This is a genomic window from Rhodocytophaga aerolata (assembly GCF_030503435.1).
In the GTDB taxonomy this organism is placed as follows: Bacteria; Bacteroidota; Bacteroidia; order Cytophagales; family 172606-1; genus Rhodocytophaga; species Rhodocytophaga aerolata.
In genome coordinates this window covers 1-19,043 of sequence record NZ_JAUKPO010000061.1, presented here as the reverse complement: position 1 = coordinate 19,043, position 19,043 = coordinate 1, and the positions used below count along the sequence as shown (strand labels likewise).

The window sequence follows — 19,043 nt, the reverse complement described above, 5'->3', positions numbered from 1 at the left end:
TAGAGATCCAGCTTGGTTTTGAAACCAGGAGGAGTTAAAATAACCTCCCCTTTCGAGTAACTAAACAAATAGGATTTTACATCTGCTCTATTTCAACTCTCCATTGTAAAGCGGGTACTCCACTAAGTTAATACTCTTTGAAGTAAATAGTAAAAGTGGTTCCTTTGTTAACTTTTCTGATACTTCTATTTTCTATCCATTCTTTTCAAGTATGCTTTTTTAGACCCTCTCAGGCTAGAATGGTTGCTGAATACGCTTAACTTCTCTGTAATTCTACCTGTGATCAATTTCGCTGAAAAATATAGCTGAAAAACAAATGGAAATAAACTTTTGCTATTATCCGTGGTGATTGCTTTTGGATCATCCTACGGAATAAAGCTTTTTATATTCTTTACAATGGGCAAAAGAAACTTAAATGTGCTACCTGTGCCCACGGTGCTCTCTACCCAGATGCGGCCGCCTTGTGCTCCAATAAATTCCTTTGAAATGGCAAGGCCTAACCCGGTACCTGTAAAATTCTCATTGCTTTCAGGAACCTGAAAAAACTTATCAAATATGCGTTCCACATATTTTTCTTCAATGCCCTTTCCAAAGTCTTTCACCGAAAACTCGATACAATCTTTTTGCTTAAGCACAGTTACCTCTATTTTTCCTTCCTGCGGAGAATAGCGGATCGCATTGGACAAAAGGTTAATCATCACCCAAACCGTCTTTTCTCTGTCTGCCTGCACAGCCGCAATAGATGGCGGAATATGCAGCTTCATTTCAATCTGCTTCTGCCCGGCAACAAACGCTACCGCATGGCAGGCATAGTCTACAATTTCTTTGGGGTCGGTTTCCCGGATGTGCAACTGGATGTTGCCGGTTTCTACCTGGGCTAAGTCCATGAGTTCACCGGTGATTTTGAGCAGGCGCTGGGAGTCTTCCCGGATATGGGCGATGAGTTTTTGCTGTTCCTCATTCACTTTGCCAATTCTAGAATCTTCCAATAGCTTTGCACTCATCTTGATGGAAGAAATAGGTGTTTTCAACTCATGGGAAATGGTAGCAATAAAATTCGTTTTGGCTGCATCCAGTTCCTGGAACCTGGTGATATTTTTCAGCACGATCAGGTGCCCGATGAGCCTGGGTTTTCCATTGGGTGTTTTACTGGAGCTCACATCTACAATTTCTTTAGAGAAGAAAGACTCTTTGCCGTTGGCAAAAATTTTCAGGGGCCTGCGTTCTGCCTCTTCCCAGCTGTCCCTGCCAATCATCAGTTCCTTAATCAGGTTGCGCACAAGATCATTTACTGAGGCTACGTCCGGGGCATAATTGCCTACCAGTTCCACTTCTTGCATGCCTATGATTGCTAATGCTGTTGGGTTGGCAAACAAAATGTATTTGTTCTCATCCAGACCAATAATGGCATCCTGCATATGTTGGATAATGGTTTCGATACGTTTTTTCTCAAACAATAGCTTGGAAACATTGCTGCGCTCATATTCATGTAGCCTGGCTGCCATCGTATTAAAGGCGGTGGCTAGGTTGCCATATTCATCATTGGAGTCGAATTCGAGCCGTTTATCATAATTCCGGTTAGCAATCTCTTCAATACTGAAGGTCAACTGTTTGAGTGGATTAGCTATATAACCCGGCAGCAGTATCAAAAAACCAAGAGCAGCAATCATGGAAGCTGTTCCAAGTAATCCCATGTAGGCCACCACCCGGTCTGCTGTCTGCTGGGCGGTCTGGTTTTTGCGCAGAATAGCCTGCATGTTCATCTCTGCCACCTGGGCAACCTGGGTTTTTACCGGCTCATAAGCAGGCAATACATGGTTAAAATAGTAGCTGTTTTTGTCAGGAAGGCTGCCGGTGCCTTTTTCAAAAATGGTTAAATAATCTTTAAAATCTTCCGCTAAGGAAGCTGCCAGCCCGGCTTCTCCGATCTCGGTAATATTCTGCCTTTCTGCCAGCAGCAGTTTATTGAATCTGTTGACCAGGCTCTGGTACTTTACTGTATCGAGGGAATTTTCCGGATTGAAAAAATAATATACCTGCAGGGACTGAAGCTCATCCAGTAGCTTCATCATGTTACTAGCATATTCTACTGACTCGTAGTTGTCTTTGATGATGGCTTTAGAATCTCTGGCCAGTTCCCTTAGGTAATAGGCTCCCAGGCCGCCCAGCAGCATGATTACGCAGAACAAAAACCCAAAAGCAGCAAGTAATTTTAGTTTAATACTCATAGTCAGGATACAATAATAAGGTCAATGGGGGTGGGTTCTGTCTGGATGAGCATATGACGCAGCAGGGTAGAGCGGAAAACAAAGTTCCACCACCCAAAATGAGGTTTTCCCAAAACAATCAGTGAAATCTCTTTTTCGAGGGCAAATGTAACAATCGCCGTTGCCACCGATGTATGCTTAAGGGTTACCACTTCAGCTCCTAGTTCGGTAGCCATCTTAAAGTTGTTGATCAAATGCCGCTGAGCCGAGAGACTGATATTATTTACATCTTCTCCGGGAGTTTGTACATACACCACAAACCATTTGGCATTATAAAAACCTGCCATCCGGGCTGTGCGGCGGATAATTTTACGGGCTCCCTTCTCATTGGTAGAAATGCAGGCAAGCAAGCGTTCTGCTTTCAGGCGGTCTGGGTTGAGCACTTCCTTTTCAATTTTCCGCTCCACCTGCTGGGCCACCTCCCAGAGTGCTAGTTCCCGCAGTTGCAGGATTTTATCTCCCTGAAAGAAATTTTTCAGGGCAAGCTCGATTTTCGTCTTTTCATAGATTTTCCCTTCTTTCAGGCGTGTAATAAGCTCATCAGCGGTTAGATCTATATTCACAATTTCATCGGCTGTGCGCAGCACATGGTCCGGGATTCGTTCCTGCACCTCAATGCCGGTGATTTTTTCTACTTCTTCATTCAAACTTTCGATGTGCTGAATATTAACGGCACTGATCACACTGACTCCGGCTGAGAGGATATCCAGTACATCCTGCCAGCGTTTTTCATGTATAGAACCTGGAATATTGGTATGGGCTAATTCATCCACTAGGACAACTTCCGGATGTAGATTGAGAATAGTCTGCAAATCCATTTCTTCCAGCTCTTTGCCTTTGTAGAAAATCTTTTTTCTGGGAATGAGCGGTAAGCCTTCAAGTAAAGTAGCCGTTTCTGCGCGTCCATGAGTTTCTATATAGCCTACCTGCACATTAATCCCATTTCTTAGCAAGGTGTGCGCTTCCTGCAGCATGCGGTAGGTTTTTCCTACACCAGCACTCATGCCAATGTAGATTTTAAACCTGCCGCTTTTTGATTTCTGTATGAGCTGCAGAAACTTGTCTGCACTTTCTGTCTGCGAAATATCAGGCATATGGATGAATCATGGGTCAGCTGTCAATAATCAATAAGAAAATCATTAATGGGTATTTCTATCATACTGGTTTTAGCAGGATGTGGTATGCATCAGAATGATATCGCCATACTTCCAATGAGCAATTGTCCATAGTTGGAAGGCGTACCGTCTTTATTAACATATACTTCTTTTTGGGAAAGAAAACTGCGGCTTTCAAGCCTTAGTAATGCTTTCTCTGCTACTTTCCAGTTAATGCCCAGCGAACTGCTGAAGGTACTGAAACCATTGACACCGGTAACTGGGGTGATCTGCACACTATTAGGATCATTGAAGTACTCCAGGCGGCCGGTAAGCGAAAAGCTGGGCGTAATCTTGTACCGGCCAATGATGTTGGCATTATGCCAGTAAACCATCTTACTATCTTCCTCCCCGTTGCCATTACCTGTTAAAGTATCTGCCCGCTGCTGCGCGCCGACATACAAACTGGTGGTGCCTGAAAATTTTCCATTCGGATTAAATACAGCAAATACATCGGTAAACACACGGGTACGGTTGATTGGAGCAGATGGTGTCCGTTCATCGCCTACATACAGGTTCCAATTGAGCAGCACTTTCTCAACCGGTTTGTATTCCAGTTGCAGAGCTCCGGATTTACCCTGATTGTTCTCCACAATGTTCTGCCAGCCGTTGAGCAGGTAAACATAAGCGGTAAGCTTTTCGCTTAGTGGCGTGGTCAGCTTTAACCCGGAAATATAATAGGGTACATATTCCGGCGCATACGAACGGGTATAAGCCAGCTGGTCCATTGAAACAGGGCTTTCATTGGTAAACGGAGAAACAAACACCCCGGCATCCAGCCAGATATCTTTGGTTTTGAACAGTTTGATCCCCACATTGGCTTCCAGGATATTGCGGAACATAGCCGGTTCTGCCGCATAGTTGGCAGCCATATAGGTGCCAATAGCAGGTTTAAACGCACCGCGTACCCGTTCGCCATTGTATTTTACATCTACAAAAGCCAGGTTAATGGTAAACTCATTGTGGCGGGCAGACGATACAAAATAGGGCCGGTCTTTGGAGGCAGGCCGGCTGAGATCATAGCCGAAATACGTATCTACATAGCCGCCTACGGTCACTTTAGGGGTTGCAATCTCTTCTGTTTGGGTAAGTAAACTGTCTTTTCCCTGTGCCTGCGCTTTCGCTGAAAACAGAAATACACTGTAAAAGACAGTAAGTAAACAAATATTTTTCATAGGAATGGTTTTAGTAAATTCTTAAAAGAGCGCTTATTTTTTGGCCAGTTTCTCTAAAGCTATATTCAACTTCAGTACATTCACTTTAGAGGTACCCATCAACCCTAATAATGGGCCATCTATATGCTCATCCACCAGGGCTTTTACTTCATTTTCTGCTAGATTTCTGACTTTGGCTATTCTCTTCACCTGCAGGTAAGCGGCCTGCGGAGAAATATGCGGATCGAGGCCGCCACCGGAAGCGGTTACTATATCTACCGGAATCTGACTTTTCGCTACCCCTGGGTTATGCGCCAGAAAGGTATCTATACGGGCTTGTACCTCAGAGAGGTAATCCGGATTCGTCGGGCCTTTGTTGGAGCCGCCCGTACTGGCCGCATTGTAGCCCACGGCTGAAGGGCGGCTGTTGAAATATTTATCCTCGGTAAAAGATTGTCCGATAAGCTTGAATCCGACTACCCTGCCATTGTATTCTACTACTTCTCCTTTTCCATTATTAGGACCTGCCACCTGGGCCACTCCCCATATCAGCAGGGGATACACAAAGCCGAATACGGCAATACAGCAGAGAGTGAGGACAAGAGATTGTTTAAGCAATTTCATAAGCTTTATTTATCTTGATAATACTATTATTAAACGAATAGACCCACGATTAAATCAATGATTTTGATACCAATAAAAGGCACGATCACACCACCCAAACCATAGATCAGCAGGTTGCGCGTTAGTAAAGCACCGGCACCGATGGGTTTGTAGGCTACCCCACGCAAGGCCAGGGGAATTAATAGCGGAATGATAATGGCATTGAAAATTACAGCCGACAGGATAGCTGATTCCGGGCTTTCCAGACGCATGATGTTCAGGCTTTGCAACCCAGGAATAGAGGCAATGAACAAAGCCGGAATAATGGCAAAGAACTTAGCCACATCGTTAGCAATAGAAAAGGTAGTGAGCGTTCCTCTGGTGATGAGCAGCTGTTTGCCGATTTCTACGACTTCAATCAGCTTAGTCGGGTCGTTGTCTAAGTCTACCATGTTGCCGGCTTCTTTGGCGGCCTGTGTTCCAGAGTTCATGGCCACGCCCACATCGGCTTGTGCCAGGGCAGGCGCATCATTTGTTCCGTCTCCCATCATGGCCACCAGTTTGCCTTCCCCCTGTTCCTTACGGATGTATTGCAGTTTATCTTCCGGTGTAGCCTGAGCAATAAAATCATCTACGCCTGCTTTTTCGGCAATATATTTAGCTGTCAGTGGGTTATCGCCGGTCACCATTACCGTTTTTACGCCCATTCTGCGCAGACGTTCAAATCGCTCAGTAATCCCGGTTTTAATGATGTCCTCCAGTTGAATTACCCCCAGTACTTTTTCATTTTCACTCAATACCAGAGGTGTACCTCCATTGGATGCAATTTCCTCTACTTTGGTAAGTGTCCGGTCAGAAACCTGGTTTCCGGCACATTCCACCAGTTTGCGGATGGCATCTACTGAGCCTTTCCGCAGGCGGGTTCCGTCTGGCAGGTCAATGCCACTGGTACGGGTTTCGGCTGTAAACTTAATCATCCGCCACCTGGAAGCGTCTACCTGGCGGACTTCTACTTTCTGGCTGCGAGCCAGTTCTACAATCGATTTACCTTCCGGCGTTTCATCAGCCAGCGAGCTAACAAGGGCTTTGCGGGCAAATCCGGTGCTATCTACGCCATCCGTAGGAAAAAAGTGAGTCGCTTTCCGGTTACCAATAGTAATGGTGCCGGTTTTATCGAGCAGCAATACATCAATGTCTCCAGCCGTTTCTACAGCTTTCCCGGATTTGGCAATTACATTGGCCCGCAGCGCCCGGTCCATACCGGCAATACCAATTGCCGACAGCAAGCCGCCAATTGTAGTAGGTATCAGGCAGACAAATAGAGAAATCAGTGCGGCTATGGTAATGGGTGTCTGGGCATAATCGGCGAAAGGTTTCAAGGTAACGGTAACCAGCAGAAAGACGAGCGAGAACCCAGCAAGCAGAATCGTTAAAGCCACTTCATTGGGCGTTTTCTGGCGGCTGGCACCTTCTACCAAGGCAATCATTTTATCCAGGAATGATTCACCGGGATGAGTGGTTACCATGACCTTGATTTTATCGGATAATACTTTTGTACCTCCTGTTACACTGGAATGGTCACCACCTGCTTCCCTGATTACCGGAGCCGACTCACCGGTAATGGCCGATTCATCAATGGAGGCTAGCCCTTCAATGATTTCGCCATCGGTTGGAATGATTTCGCCGGCTTCCACGATGAACATATCGCCTTTTTTTAACTGCGAAGAAGAGACAGTTTTTATTTCACCAGACAAACTCACTTGTCTGGCAGGCGTTTCTTCGCGAGTTTTACGCAAGGATTCTGCCTGCGCTTTGCCTCTCGCTTCGGCAATCGCTTCGGCAAAGTTGGCAAATAACAAGGTGATCAGTAATAGGAGAAAAACTACCAGATTGTATGTAAAGCTACCTTGCGCAGTATCGCCGGAAAACAGAATGTAACCTGTTACCAGAAACATCACCAGCGTACCAATTTCTACCGTGAACATGACCGGGTTTTTGATCATGACCATAGGGTTCAGCTTTATAAAAGATTGTTTGATTGCCTGCTTTACCAGTGCCTTTTCAAACAGTCCGGTTTGTGTTGACTTAGCCATTACATTTTATTTTGAATGATGAAAGTTGAGATTAGATAATTTAAATTAAATCATGAAGTATTCGGCCAATGGACCCAAGGCCAGGGCCGGAAAGAAAGACAGAGCAGCAATAATGATAATCACCGAGAGGAGTACAGCAGAAAAAGCATAGCTGTCCAGTTGCAGGGTTCCAGCAGACTGAGGCACCGATTTTTTAGCGGCTAGTGAACCGATAATGGCCAGTGGCCCAATAATGGGCAGAAAACGCCCCATCAGCATCACTACCCCGCAGGCAATATTCCAGAATGGGGTATTGTCTCCTAGGCCTTCAAAGCCAGAACCATTGTTGGCTGAAGAAGAAGTAAATTCATATAACATTTCTGAAAACCCGTGAAAGGATGGATTGTTGAGCCACTGAGCAGAGCCGCCATAACCTACTTCTCCTCCATTGCCGGCTGCCAAATGAGAAGAAAGTGCTGTACCCACTAAAATGAGCATCGGATGCAGAATAGCGATTAAGGCTGCTATTTTAATTTCCTTGGCTTCAATCTTCTTTCCCAGCAGTTCAGGTGTGCGGCCAACCATGAGTCCGGAGATGAACACACCAATGACCACAAAAACAAAGAAGTTAATCAGCCCGACACCTACTCCGCCATAAATGGCATTGATCATCATATCCAGGATAAATACCCCCCCCGAAAGTGGCATATGGCTATCGTGCATCGAGTTTACAGAACCATTAGAAGTAGAGGTAGTGGATACACCCCACATCGAACTGGCCGCTGTTCCGAACCGCACTTCTTTTCCTTCCATATTGCCAGCTGTTATATCAATCCCCATCTTTGCCAGCATCGGGTTACCCCCCATTTCCTGAGAGACAGAAATACCTACAAATAAGAGGAAGAGTAAAGTCATGACACAAAAAAAAGCATAGCCTAACCTGGGCCTGTGGATATAAAATCCAAAAGCAAACACCAGCGCAATGGGAATAAGGATAATGGCAAAGTTTTCCACCATATTGGTCAGGTAATTAGGATTCTCGAAGGGGTGCGTAGAGTTAGATCCGAAATAGCCGCCGCCATTGGTTCCTAGTTGCTTAATGGTCACCATCGGAGCCACTGGCCCACGGGCAATACTTACTGTATCGCCTTGCAGGGTAATTACCTGCTCTGCTCCTTTAAAGGTAGCCGGCATCCCATTGGTAAGGAGAATAATGGCGATGACTACTGAAATAGGGAGCAGAATGCGGGTACAGCTTTTTAAGAACAGATTGTAAAAGTTGCCCAGGGTGGTTGATTGTTTCAAGAGTAAACCCTGAAACAATAAAGCCAGCGCAGCAATACCAGTTCCGGCACTCACAAACTGCAGGAAACAGAACACCAGCAACTGAGTCAGGTAGGAAGCGCTGGCTTCACCGGAATAGTGCTGCAGATTGGTGTTTGTGGTAAAGCTGACAGCTGTATTAAAGGCCTGCGTAGGCTCCATAGCCGCAATATTATCCGGGTTCCAGAACGGATGTATGCCTTGCGTCAACAGCAGCAGCATAGCCCACACAAAAAACACCCCATTCAATACCAGCATTGCTTTCATGTTTTGCTTCCAGTCCATAGGCTCTGTAGGATCAATGGTGGAAATCCGGAAGATGAACCCTTCCAGGGGAGCAATAAAATCCGACCAGGTTTTTTCGTTTTTAAACACTTTTACGATGTACTTGCCTAAAGGAATGGCAAGTACCACAGCGAGCAGGAAAATGGCAATGATTCCTAAAATTTCTTGAAACATAGTGTATAACAGGTTGAGATATTAAAATTTTTCCGGCTTGATAAGCACATAAAACAGGTAGCCAAAAACGGCGATAGATAAAAGGAGTAGTATGATCATAATTATAGGGAATCAAAAAAGTTAATGGATTGATAAAACAGCCAAAAACAAACGAAAGCTGTTATAAACATTATACAGGTGACTAGCATAAGGAATAGGGATTAATTAGTAGATAGAATGAGTATAACTCTATTGAAAGACCTCCTGGATACAGTTGCAGTACCCACGGTCTTGTGTGGGGCTTATTATCTTTTTATTAGATTTAAAAATCAGCTCATTAAGCAAATTAATAGTAAGCCATCGTAGCAAAAGCAGTAACAAAGGCAACACAATGGCTTCAAAGATCAGATGTTCATTCATTGGTATACATAATTTTAGCATGCCAGTATGATTTCAACTGTAGTACCAAACGAAGCTGATCGTTTTATTTTATGTGTAAAATTCTGATTGTAAGTAGATTAAAATATATGATGGCACAAGTAACTCATATAAGCTTTGTCATACACCTTTTCATTTTGAAAATAATTTCCAAAATGGAAGGGTGGACGGCTCAGTTGAATAAAATGCGGAGAGAGGAACTAAAAGTTAATTTCAAGGGACATATACTTGAAATCAACTGGTTATGTCAGATAATTAATAAGAAAAAATATCAGGTAAACACTACGTCTGCGGTCAATTATCTTATATACAGGGTTTATTCAAGGTTATACTCTGCAATTTTGCGGTAAAGGGTAGTTAGGCCAATTCCTAGCTGGCGGGCAGCTTCCGTTTTGTTTCCATGGGTGAGCGTTAATATCTTCCGGATGTGCTCTTTTTCAATCTGCTCTAAAGAAGCCGATTCATGAGGTATAATATCCATGGAGGGGGTAAAAATACGTACTTCTGCTGGTAACAAATCGGCTGTCAGTGTATCAGTATCAGCAAGGATTACGGCCCGTTCTATGATATTTTTCAACTCCCGGATGTTTCCTTTCCAGGGATAGATCTGCAGCTTTTGCAGGAAAGAATCTTCCATCTGGTGTATCCGCTTGTTACTTTTTGCCGCATAGAGCTGCATAAAATAGGTGGCCAGAGGAGTAATATCCATGGCACGCTCCCTAAGTGAAGGTATCTGGATGCGGAATGCAGCTAGGCGGTAAAATAAATCGAGGCGGAAGTGTTCCTGCTGGCTTTCTTTGAGTAGATCCCGGTTGGTGGCGGCAATAATACGTACATCTGCCTGCGTTGGCTTGGTTTCTCCCAGCTTGATAAATGAGCCGGTTTCCAGTACGCGGAGCAGCTTTGCCTGCAGTTCCAGATTCATTTCTCCAATTTCGTCCAGAAACAGGGTGCCGTGATGTGCTTCTTCAAAAAAGCCTTTTTTATCGAAACTAGCGCCAGTAAAAGCGCCTTTCTTATGCCCGAACATCTGAGATTCGAGTAAATCTTTGGGAAAAGCACTGCAGTTAATAGCTACAAATGATTTATTCTTCCGCAGGCTGGCATTATGAATGGCCTGGGCAAATAACTCTTTGCCCACCCCTGTTTCGCCTTCCAGGAGCACGGTTGAGTCAGCAGGCGCTACTTTTTTTGCCAGATGAATGGCTTCTTTGATGGCTGGTGAGGTACCCAGAATGCTATCAAAACTATATTTAGCCTCTACTGATTTGCCTAGCTCCAGTATCCGACGCTGCATTTTGGCTTTTTCCACTGCCCGTTCCACAGTTACCAGCATCTGCTCATCCTGGTCTCCCTTGGTGATGTAGTCAAAGGCCCCCAGCTTCATGGCTTTTACCCCATCTCCAATGGTACCATAGGCAGTAATCACCACCACTTCTACCAGCGGATACTTCGCTTTGATCTTTTCAAGCAGGTGAATGCCATTGTCATCGGGAAGTTTCACATCTGAAATAACAAGGTGTGTATTCTGGTGTTGCTCCAGCAATTCTAATCCTTTATGTGCATTAGGAGCCTGGTGCACCTTGTACCCTTCCAGCTCAAGAATACGGGCAAGCAGTTGCCGTAATTTATCCTCATCATCAATCAGTACAATCACTTCTTTCGCCATGTTTTTGTCACTAACTGCAATCAATATAGCAAAAGTAAGATATTTACAAGAACAAATCTGTGCATAACTGAGATTTGAAAAATGAACTTTTAATAAAGAAAAATTAGAGTGATGAATTTAATCTATTAGGTGAGCTAATCCTGTTTCAGGAAAGGGAGACGATATAGCACATTGAGAAGGATGTGCAGGCGGAGAATGAAAAGCTGCAAAATACCAAGCAAATTTGTACCTTTCAGTCCTAATTCTCATTGTAGGTAGCCCTATAACTTTAGTTTCTCGTATATGAATAAAAGTAAAGCCTTCAATCAGTCCCTGCTTCAATTACTCTTCGCTACTCTAGTAGTTTGCGCTTGGATGATTTTTGTAAGTTGCCAGAAAGAGGCTGGCTCTTTGGAAGCAGATGTGGAGGCCATCAAAGCTGTAAGTGAAGCCAGAGCAGAAGCCTTTAGGAAGGGGAATGCCGCCGGTATTGCTGCCCATTTTACAGAAGATGCTATTCTGATGGCTCCCGATCAACCAGCACAGAAAGGGAAGGCAGCGGTAGCGGCTTACTATCAGGCTTTGTTCGACAGTTATACACCTGCACTCAAGAGTGAGTATGAGCAAGTGGAAGTAGCCGGAGATCTGGCCTATGGCAGGGGTTTTGCCCAAGTGGTGTTGACCCCCAAACAGGGGGGAGAAGCCTTGAAATCTACAGCCAAATATCTCAACATTCTCAAACGCCAACCGGATGGGTCCTGGAAAACTACTCATGATATCTGGAATAGCAATCAACCCACACAAAGACAGGAAAAATAAATCTTGAGTGTGTTTTGGGGATGGGGGTACTCTAACTCCTCTTTTCTTGAAACTCATCCATCTATCATTCTTGGGATCTATTCCCCCGTTTTCTTTCTTACTGCTATACAAAAAACAGAGTGGTTTGCGATCCACTGTTAACACCTCTTTTCTCCTAAGGCCATATTAGACTATACTTAGCCCCTGAAGGCTATCATGTGGCCTGAAATGGTTGTAATTATTTATCTCTACTGCTTTGTTTTTTACCCACCTCATCAAAGTTTTCAAACAGAAAAGCATCCGGTCGCCCCACTGTTTACAGAAAAAAACCATACTGAGGAAGGCAGCAGGGATCATGATAAAGGCAGGATTTTACAATGATCACTAGCTCTCTTTGCGACTTTGCGCTGCCATTCTCTTGCATTTATAGAATGTTTTGTAGGACTAGCTTACTTTTTTGTTGATCTTGCCTTGAGTGCATTACTTACCCTAACTGATTTTACCTCATGTATTTTGCCAAGTATTACTGTTTATTTATGCTTACTCTCCTGTCTTGCTTGTCAGGCAAAGCACAGCAGGAAGACCGCCCCAATATCTTATGGATTGTCAGTGAAGACAACAGCCCTTTACTGGGTGCTTATGGAGATAGCTTTGCCACCACACCGCATCTGGACAAATTTGCCAGGGAAGCGGTGCGCTATACCCATGCTTTTGCTTCGGCTCCCGTTTGTGCTCCTGCTCGGTCTACTCTCATCACCGGTATGTATCCGCCTGCTGTAGGTACTCAGCATATGCGCAGTAGCTACCCGGTTCCTGATTTTGTCAGGTTCTTTCCCTTGTATTTAAGGGAAGCCGGTTATTATACCTCCAATAATGCCAAGAAAGATTACAATACCATAGACCAAGAGGAAGCTTGGGATGAGTCGAGTGCGAAAGCTACCTATTTAAACAGAAAACCTGATCAGCCTTTTTTTGCCGTATTTAATACTACTATTTCACATGAAAGCTCCCTGCACAAGTTTATACCGGCAGATAGCTTACACCACGATCCGGAAAAAGTGCCTATTCCGCCCTACCATCCGGCTACTCCCCAAATGAAACATGACTGGGCACAGTATTATGACAAAATACAAGCCATGGATGCCTTTGTAGGCAAAGTACTCAAAGAGCTGGAAGAAGCCGGGTTAGCCGAAAGTACCATTGTATTTTATTATAGCGACCATGGAGGTGTTTTGGGCAGAAGCAAACGCTTTATGTATGAATCCGGGCTGCACATTCCGTTGATTATCCGCTTTCCAAAAAAATATGCCCATCTGGCGCCAGGCCACAGTGGTTCTAGGACAGATAGAATCGTTTCTTTTGTAGATTTCGCTCCTACCATCTTAAGCCTGGCCGGAGTGCCTATTCCGCATCATATGCAAGGGAAAGCCTTTTTAGGGAAAGCACAAGCCCCCCCGTCCCAGTATGCCTTTGCTTTCAGAGGACGTATGGACGAACGCCTGGATATGGTCCGGTCTGTACGGGATAAGAGATACAGGTATATACGCAACTATATGCCACACAAAATATATGGGCAGTACCTGGAATACCTATGGAAAGCTCCTTCCATGCAATCCTGGGAAGATGCCTACAAAGCCGGCACCTTGAACGAAGTGCAGTCCAGATTCTGGCAACCAAAGCCGGTAGAAGAACTGTACGATACAGAAGCAGATCCGCATAACATCTTTAACCTGGCCGGACAATCCCCATACCAAAAGGTATTAAAACGCATGCGAGCAGCTAACCGCAGGTGGCAGTTGGATATGAAAGATGTAGGATTTATTCCGGAGGCTATGATGGCCGACATTACCCAAAAAATGCCTTTATACACCTATGCCAGAAGTGGTGAGTATCCACTTGAAAAAGTAATGGAAACAGCAGAAATGGCTTCAGAAGGTGAGCTAACCCATATGGCTGAACTGACTAAAAGGCTGCAGGATCAAAATGCGGTGGTCAGGTACTGGGCAGTTACCGGCTGCACCATCCTGAAGGAAAAAGCCATGCCGGCAAAAAGTGAACTCAACCGGTTGTTGCAAGATCCGGAGGTAGCCGTGCGTATAGTCGCAGCAGAAGCCCTGTATGGCTTAGGTGAAAAAGAAAAAGCGGCAGCAGTACTCGCAGAAACCCTGCAGACGGGTAACCGGATGGCACGGTTACAGGCTTTAACTGTGCTGGAGACCATGGGCAAAGATGCGCTTCCTGCACTCAAGGCAGCCAGATCCTTACTGAAAGCTAACCCGGGGGATGAGGATTACGATGTGAGAGCAGCCAAACGGCTACTAGAAGTGATGGCCAAGCAGTAAAATATAAGTCAACAAAAAAAGTTGTTACTCCATGGTCTTCTGCCCAAATAAGTTGACAGGAAGCTTGCTTTACTTTGCCTTATAAAAGATGACTAAAGGAAAAAAATGGTATACTAGAGAGTGATCGGTACTCTATTATTTTTCCCCTCTGATCTTTTTTTTATTTTCAGCAAAGGGGAATTTAATTTAACTCACCTTGGGAATGCAAGACAAATGGCTATTGTTGAGTGCTTGACTAAGTCCCATTTATGAGCCAAAATCAATTCATTCTCATCAGTACCTGCTGCAAAACTTCTAATACTCCGTTTTCATCATTACTTTTTGCTCTAATACGGGCTGCCTTTTTTATGTCCGGATGCGCATTTTCCATCGCATAGCTAAAATATGCCCGTTGCATCATCTCCAAATCATTTAAATAATCGCCAAATGCCATGGTTTCCTCTATCGAGATGCTGTACTTATTTTGTAGCAGGGCAATAGCCCTGCCTTTATCAACCAGTTTGTGGGATAGGTCTACCCATATCTTGCCTGATAGCTTTACTTGCAAGATGTCACTCTTCTGCTGAAAATGCCTGTAACTATTTGCTTCCGCTCCGGCTAAGTCACAAATGGCTATTTTAAGAAATTGATCATCTTCTACCTGCAAGAGATCTTCTACAAATTCAACCTTATCATAATAAAGGTTTACCTTCGAAATAAAATAAGCATGAGTACTTTCCACATATGCTTTTTTCTTTCCACATAGCACAAGATAGGTATCAGCAATAGTTCTGGCTTCTATAATCAAATCTTTTACGATCGCATGCTCTATTGCTTGTACCAAGATCTCCTCTCCTTGGTCAACTACATAGCTTCCATTTTCAGCAATAAAAATCAACTCCTCTTTTATGGATTCAAAGCGGTTGACCAGATTAAAATATTGCCTGCCACTAGCTACTGCAAACAGGAGCCCTCTTGCTCTTAATTTGTCAAAAATAGCATAGAAGTCATCACTTAACTGATAAGCAGAATTGACCAGGGTGCCATCTATATCGGTTACTACTAACTTTATTTCTGACCAATCTTTTATGTTTTTTCTCATGATACACGGATTATCTGCTTTAAGGCTACCAAAGCCTGGTGGGTAGGATAGTCAAAGTTAGGGAGAAAATTAGCTAAAACTTTTCAGCTACCCACATATCAATGAAAAGACAGATTTGCCCTCATTCAATCCAAGGGTAGGTAGTAAAATCTTGCTTAAAATGTTACGGTCAGCTTATATATCGTTCTAGCATTTATTGTCAGAAGCAATACTCAACGAGCTGTTTTAGTGAAAACCAAGTACCGGGTGAGGTTGATAGAGTTCCTCTAATTTATGTAGTAGCTCATCGGATAATTTGACAGCTAGTGCCTCAACGGCCTCTTCTAAGTGCCCTGGTTTGCTTGCCCCAATAATGGGGGCCGTGATAGCAGGTTTACTCAACATCCAGGCTAAAGCTACTTGTGCACTTGACACACCTATTTGCTGGGCTATTTCTCCAACCCGGTTAACAATTTCAAAATCAGCTGCACTTCCATACAAAGATTTACCAAAGTTATCTGTTTTTGCTCGCTCAGTTTCATTTCTTTCTTTGCTTCGCTTGCCGGTCAGTAAGCCACGGGCGAGAGGAGACCAGGGAATAAGGGCAATTTTCTGATCCGCACATAATGGAATCATTTCCCGTTCTTCTTCCCGGTAGATCAGGTTATAGTGTGGTTGCATAGAGACAAACCTGGTCCATCCATGTAAATCAGCTGTATACAATGCCTTAGCAAATTGCCAACTGTACATAGAAGAAGCTCCTATATAGCGGGCTTTGCCTGCTTTTACCACATCGTGTAAGGCTTCCATAGTTTCTTCAATAGGCGTATCATAGTCCCAGCGGTGAATTTGATACAAGTCTACATAATCCGTTCCCAGTCGTTTAAGACTGGCATCAATGGCACTCATAATATGCTTACGGGAAAGGCCTTTATCATTCGGCCCGGGCCCCATCGGATTGAATACCTTGGTGGCCAAGACTACCTCGTCCCGTTTAGCGAAATCTTTTAATGCCCTGCCCACCACTTCTTCACTTTCGCCTGCAGAATACACATCGGCTGTATCAAAAAAATTAATCCCTACTTCAATGGCTTTTTGAATAAACGGTCGGCTTTGCTCCTCATTCAATGCCCAGGGCCAACGTTCGGTGGGTTTGCCATAGGTCATAGTGCCTAAACAGATTCTGGACACCCTCATGCCGGTGTTTCCTAATTTGATATATTCCATACTTATTCCTTATTGAAGTTAATAACCATGTTTGGCTATATAAGTATGATACTGTTTATATAGAGGAAAAGTTAGGTAACTTATCATTTAGCTTTCTTATCTCAATGAAATGAGAGTAAGAGGTTATTAATATGTGTTTTTAGAGTAGTTAATTTATCTACCCCTTTAATGAAACGATAATATATTAATCCATCCGAAAAATAGAGATCAAATACTTTGATCTGCACTCTCCAGCTATTTTTTAAAAAATCATAATAGTAATATAATTTAAAAATAATTTTAATTAATTCAACAGCGAATTGTTTTAAAAGTGCTACTACTAAAAGTACATGTTCGTTAATTTTTAAATACGGTAACCCTGTAACATGGAAGCCCTGTTTTAAAAATTAAAAGCTAACTCAATCATTGTTCTGTATATAGAAACTCAACTTTAATCTATCGTAATCTTTGAGATGGGGATCATTGTATCTCATTTTTATTTAATAAGCACTTTTCTAACATACGTTTTTTGTAAAGTGCTTATTTTAATAAGATACAAGCCAGGAGTTATACTATTTGTTGGTATAGAATGAAAATTCGAACCAGAATAAAAAGTTGTTTTATATAAACTTGTGCCCATCGTGTTCAGCATCTCTATTGAAACGCCTGCGTTATTGCCTTCTAGTTGAATATTTACTTGGTCATCAGCTGGATTAGGAAATATTTTAATTTTATCATCTATTTCTTTATTAAAACCTGTTATAACTTCAATCTTCAAGGTATCTGATAGTGAGCCTCCACAGGAATTATTCACACGAAGCGAATAAATACCGGTTTGCTTGATAGTGAGTACTTGTTTTGTTTCACCAGCAATAGCTTGTCCATCTAATAGCCATTGATTACCTGTTAAACTACTGGAAACTAGCGTAGAGTCATTTTCAAGATTTATAGTTGGCTTTATAGGCAAATCATTTACCATCACATCAAAATTTAATGCTTCTCCTGCTCCGCAATCATTTATCATAGTAACATAAAGACGTTGATTGCCTACCTGGTTCCATTGTACAATTGCCCTATTCCGATCTACACTAGTTATGCTACCACCAGAGATATTCCACTTATATGAGAGGTTATTATGGTTCGTAACGCTATACTGATAATCTTTATTGACGCAAACATCTAAAATGGGTTTAGTCGATAGGTTAGGTTTACAAGGAAGCGTATTAGATTCTAATTTAAGAATCAAGCCATCACCTCCTGCTATTAATGCTTTATTTGCATCAAAAAAATGAACAGCCCAAAAAGATTCATTGTCATATGTTTGTACATCAAACCATGTTTTTCCTCCATCATTTGTTTTATAGAGTCGTGATAGACCAGGATTATAAGAAGCAACATAGCCTATATTTTCATCATAAAAGTCAATCTTGCGAAAGTCTACAAGATCCCGTTGGGAAAAGCCTACAAATTCTCCTTGTAAATACTGCCAACTGTTTCCTCCATCTTCTGTTTTGTATATTGCTCCTTTATTCCCAGAGGCATAACCTACTATTTCGTTAACAAAATCAAAAGAAAATATACCAGTATAAGTGTTGATAGCATAATCATCGAATACTATTTTCCAGGTTAAGCCGCCATCAGTTGTTTTGTAAATTTTTCCAAATAAGCTTCCTGCAAAACCTATCTGTGAATTGATAAAGTTCAAACTTATTAATGTATTCTCAATCTTGCTGATGTTCACAAAGGTTTTTCCACCATCTGTCGTTCTATAAATAAGCCCATCGGTATAGGTACATAAGAACCACAAATTTTCATCAACAAAGTCAAGTTCTCTGATCAGCCCATAATGACCTATTTCATGCGTATATTTTGTCCAGGATTTTCCTCCATCTTCTGTTCGCAAAACGGCATCACCTACCATTACTCCGTTTTTCTCATCGAAAAATTTAATATAATTATAACTTCCTTCTATATTGGTCTGATGCTCAAGCCAGTTCTCTCCTCCATCTGTAGTTTTAAAATAATTATTGTTGCCAGTATAAGCATTTGGCCAGTGACTTAGAAAACCTATTTTGTCACTTATAAACGAAACATTACTGTAGGAATCATAGCCTGCATTAGAGATAGCTGTCCAAGAACCTCCTCCATCTTTAGTAATGGATAGTGTCCTGCCGAAATTGGTCGTTGAACCAGCCTGTATTTCACCCACTATACAACCTGTGTTTCCATTAAAGTGAATCCCAAAAGGGGTATCACTCCAATAAACTGTTTCCCAGGTTTGTCCTCCATTAGTTGTTTTGTAAACAGCACCACCATTAAAACCTGATGTAACATAGCCAATATTGGCATCTTGGAAAAAAATATCATTTACATAAGGAAACGAATTGGTTGGTTCGACTCTCGTCCAAGTAGTGCCACCATCTAGTGTTTTCGCAATAAATCCGTCCCCTCCAATAAAGCCGACCATAGTATCCACAAAATAAATACTATGAAGCTGTTTAAAGTTTATTAAGTTTAATAATTCTGCGTAAGAACAGCAG

At 42.8% G+C, this 19,043-nt stretch carries 14 protein-coding genes; 3 read left to right on the top strand and 11 right to left on the bottom strand.

Going from position 1 to position 19,043, the window contains the following annotated elements; translation table 11 throughout:
- Nucleotides 1-365: 365 nt before the first annotated feature.
- Nucleotides 366-2,228 (bottom strand): HAMP domain-containing sensor histidine kinase, encoded by a 1,863-nt coding sequence (locus Q0590_RS34675; RefSeq protein WP_302042267.1) that lies wholly within the window; start codon nucleotides 2,226-2,228, stop codon nucleotides 366-368.
- Nucleotides 2,229-2,230: 2 nt separating this feature from the next.
- The gene (locus Q0590_RS34670; protein WP_302042266.1) at nucleotides 2,231-3,361 is read right to left on the bottom strand and encodes a sensor protein KdpD; all 1,131 of its coding nucleotides are present in this window, start codon (nucleotides 3,359-3,361) and stop codon (nucleotides 2,231-2,233) included.
- Nucleotides 3,362-3,394: 33 nt separating this feature from the next.
- Here Q0590_RS34670 and Q0590_RS37805 point away from each other — a divergent pair, with 33 nt between their 5' ends.
- The gene (locus Q0590_RS37805) at nucleotides 3,395-3,496 is read left to right on the top strand and encodes a lipoprotein (protein WP_378410545.1); all 102 of its coding nucleotides are present in this window, start codon (nucleotides 3,395-3,397) and stop codon (nucleotides 3,494-3,496) included.
- Here Q0590_RS37805 and Q0590_RS34665 read toward each other — a convergent pair.
- The 6 genes from Q0590_RS34665 to Q0590_RS34640 form a co-directional block, all read right to left on the bottom strand.
- Nucleotides 3,454-4,596 carry an outer membrane beta-barrel protein gene (locus Q0590_RS34665; protein ID WP_302042265.1) on the bottom strand — a complete coding sequence of 381 codons (1,143 nt, stop codon included), beginning with the start codon at nucleotides 4,594-4,596 and terminating at the stop codon, nucleotides 3,454-3,456. The two genes, Q0590_RS37805 and Q0590_RS34665, sit on opposite strands and share 43 nt — an antisense overlap.
- Before the next feature lie 33 nt (nucleotides 4,597-4,629).
- Nucleotides 4,630-5,199 carry a K(+)-transporting ATPase subunit C gene (locus Q0590_RS34660; protein WP_302042264.1) on the bottom strand — a complete coding sequence of 190 codons (570 nt, stop codon included), beginning with the start codon at nucleotides 5,197-5,199 and terminating at the stop codon, nucleotides 4,630-4,632.
- Nucleotides 5,200-5,228: 29 nt separating this feature from the next.
- Nucleotides 5,229-7,271, bottom strand: a complete 2,043-nt coding sequence (kdpB, locus tag Q0590_RS34655; RefSeq protein WP_302042263.1) for a potassium-transporting ATPase subunit KdpB — start codon at nucleotides 7,269-7,271, stop codon at nucleotides 5,229-5,231.
- A 45-nt stretch (nucleotides 7,272-7,316) separates the two neighbouring features.
- Nucleotides 7,317-9,032: a potassium-transporting ATPase subunit KdpA gene (kdpA, locus tag Q0590_RS34650; protein WP_302042262.1), complete on the bottom strand. Its 1,716-nt coding sequence runs from the start codon at nucleotides 9,030-9,032 to the stop codon at nucleotides 7,317-7,319.
- A gap of 21 nt (nucleotides 9,033-9,053) precedes the next feature.
- Nucleotides 9,054-9,131 (bottom strand): K(+)-transporting ATPase subunit F, encoded by a 78-nt coding sequence (kdpF, locus tag Q0590_RS34645; protein ID WP_302042268.1) that lies wholly within the window; start codon nucleotides 9,129-9,131, stop codon nucleotides 9,054-9,056.
- Nucleotides 9,132-9,765: 634 nt separating this feature from the next.
- Nucleotides 9,766-11,118 (bottom strand): sigma-54-dependent transcriptional regulator, encoded by a 1,353-nt coding sequence (locus Q0590_RS34640; RefSeq protein ID WP_302042261.1) that lies wholly within the window; start codon nucleotides 11,116-11,118, stop codon nucleotides 9,766-9,768.
- 282 nt (nucleotides 11,119-11,400) lie between these two features.
- On the opposite strand from Q0590_RS34640, the gene Q0590_RS34635 reads away from it, so the two are divergent.
- Together Q0590_RS34635 and Q0590_RS34630 are read left to right on the top strand one after the other, a co-directional pair.
- Nucleotides 11,401-11,916: a YybH family protein gene (locus Q0590_RS34635; protein WP_302042260.1), complete on the top strand. Its 516-nt coding sequence runs from the start codon at nucleotides 11,401-11,403 to the stop codon at nucleotides 11,914-11,916.
- Nucleotides 11,917-12,431: 515 nt separating this feature from the next.
- Nucleotides 12,432-14,237 (top strand): sulfatase-like hydrolase/transferase, encoded by a 1,806-nt coding sequence (locus tag Q0590_RS34630; RefSeq protein WP_302042259.1) that lies wholly within the window; start codon nucleotides 12,432-12,434, stop codon nucleotides 14,235-14,237.
- 259 nt (nucleotides 14,238-14,496) lie between these two features.
- Here Q0590_RS34630 and Q0590_RS34625 read toward each other — a convergent pair whose 3' ends face one another.
- The 3 genes from Q0590_RS34625 to Q0590_RS34615 form a co-directional block, all read right to left on the bottom strand.
- The gene (locus tag Q0590_RS34625) at nucleotides 14,497-15,318 is read right to left on the bottom strand and encodes a Cof-type HAD-IIB family hydrolase (RefSeq protein WP_302042258.1); all 822 of its coding nucleotides are present in this window, start codon (nucleotides 15,316-15,318) and stop codon (nucleotides 14,497-14,499) included.
- 225 nt (nucleotides 15,319-15,543) lie between these two features.
- Complete coding sequence (locus Q0590_RS34620; RefSeq protein ID WP_302042257.1) at nucleotides 15,544-16,524, bottom strand: aldo/keto reductase; 981 nt, start codon at nucleotides 16,522-16,524, stop codon at nucleotides 15,544-15,546.
- 475 nt (nucleotides 16,525-16,999) lie between these two features.
- Nucleotides 17,000-19,043 (bottom strand): T9SS type A sorting domain-containing protein (locus Q0590_RS34615; RefSeq protein ID WP_302042256.1); only part of this gene is annotated, 2,044 nt, incomplete at its 5' end.

Coding starts and splice junctions, on each gene's coding strand:
- Q0590_RS34675 (WP_302042267.1), bottom strand. CDS start 2,228: ATGAGTATTAAACTAAAATTACTTGCTGCTTTTGGGTTTTTGTTCTGC.
- Q0590_RS34670 (WP_302042266.1), bottom strand. CDS start 3,361: ATGCCTGATATTTCGCAGACAGAAAGTGCAGACAAGTTTCTGCAGCTC.
- Q0590_RS34665 (WP_302042265.1), bottom strand. CDS start 4,596: ATGAAAAATATTTGTTTACTTACTGTCTTTTACAGTGTATTTCTGTTT.
- Q0590_RS34660 (WP_302042264.1), bottom strand. CDS start 5,199: ATGAAATTGCTTAAACAATCTCTTGTCCTCACTCTCTGCTGTATTGCC.
- kdpB (WP_302042263.1), bottom strand. CDS start 7,271: ATGGCTAAGTCAACACAAACCGGACTGTTTGAAAAGGCACTGGTAAAG.
- kdpA (WP_302042262.1), bottom strand. CDS start 9,032: ATGTTTCAAGAAATTTTAGGAATCATTGCCATTTTCCTGCTCGCTGTG.
- kdpF (WP_302042268.1), bottom strand. CDS start 9,131: ATGATCATACTACTCCTTTTATCTATCGCCGTTTTTGGCTACCTGTTT.
- Q0590_RS34640 (WP_302042261.1), bottom strand. CDS start 11,118: ATGGCGAAAGAAGTGATTGTACTGATTGATGATGAGGATAAATTACGG.
- Q0590_RS34635 (WP_302042260.1), top strand. CDS start 11,401: ATGAATAAAAGTAAAGCCTTCAATCAGTCCCTGCTTCAATTACTCTTC.
- Q0590_RS34630 (WP_302042259.1), top strand. CDS start 12,432: ATGCTTACTCTCCTGTCTTGCTTGTCAGGCAAAGCACAGCAGGAAGAC.
- Q0590_RS34625 (WP_302042258.1), bottom strand. CDS start 15,318: ATGAGAAAAAACATAAAAGATTGGTCAGAAATAAAGTTAGTAGTAACC.
- Q0590_RS34620 (WP_302042257.1), bottom strand. CDS start 16,524: ATGGAATATATCAAATTAGGAAACACCGGCATGAGGGTGTCCAGAATC.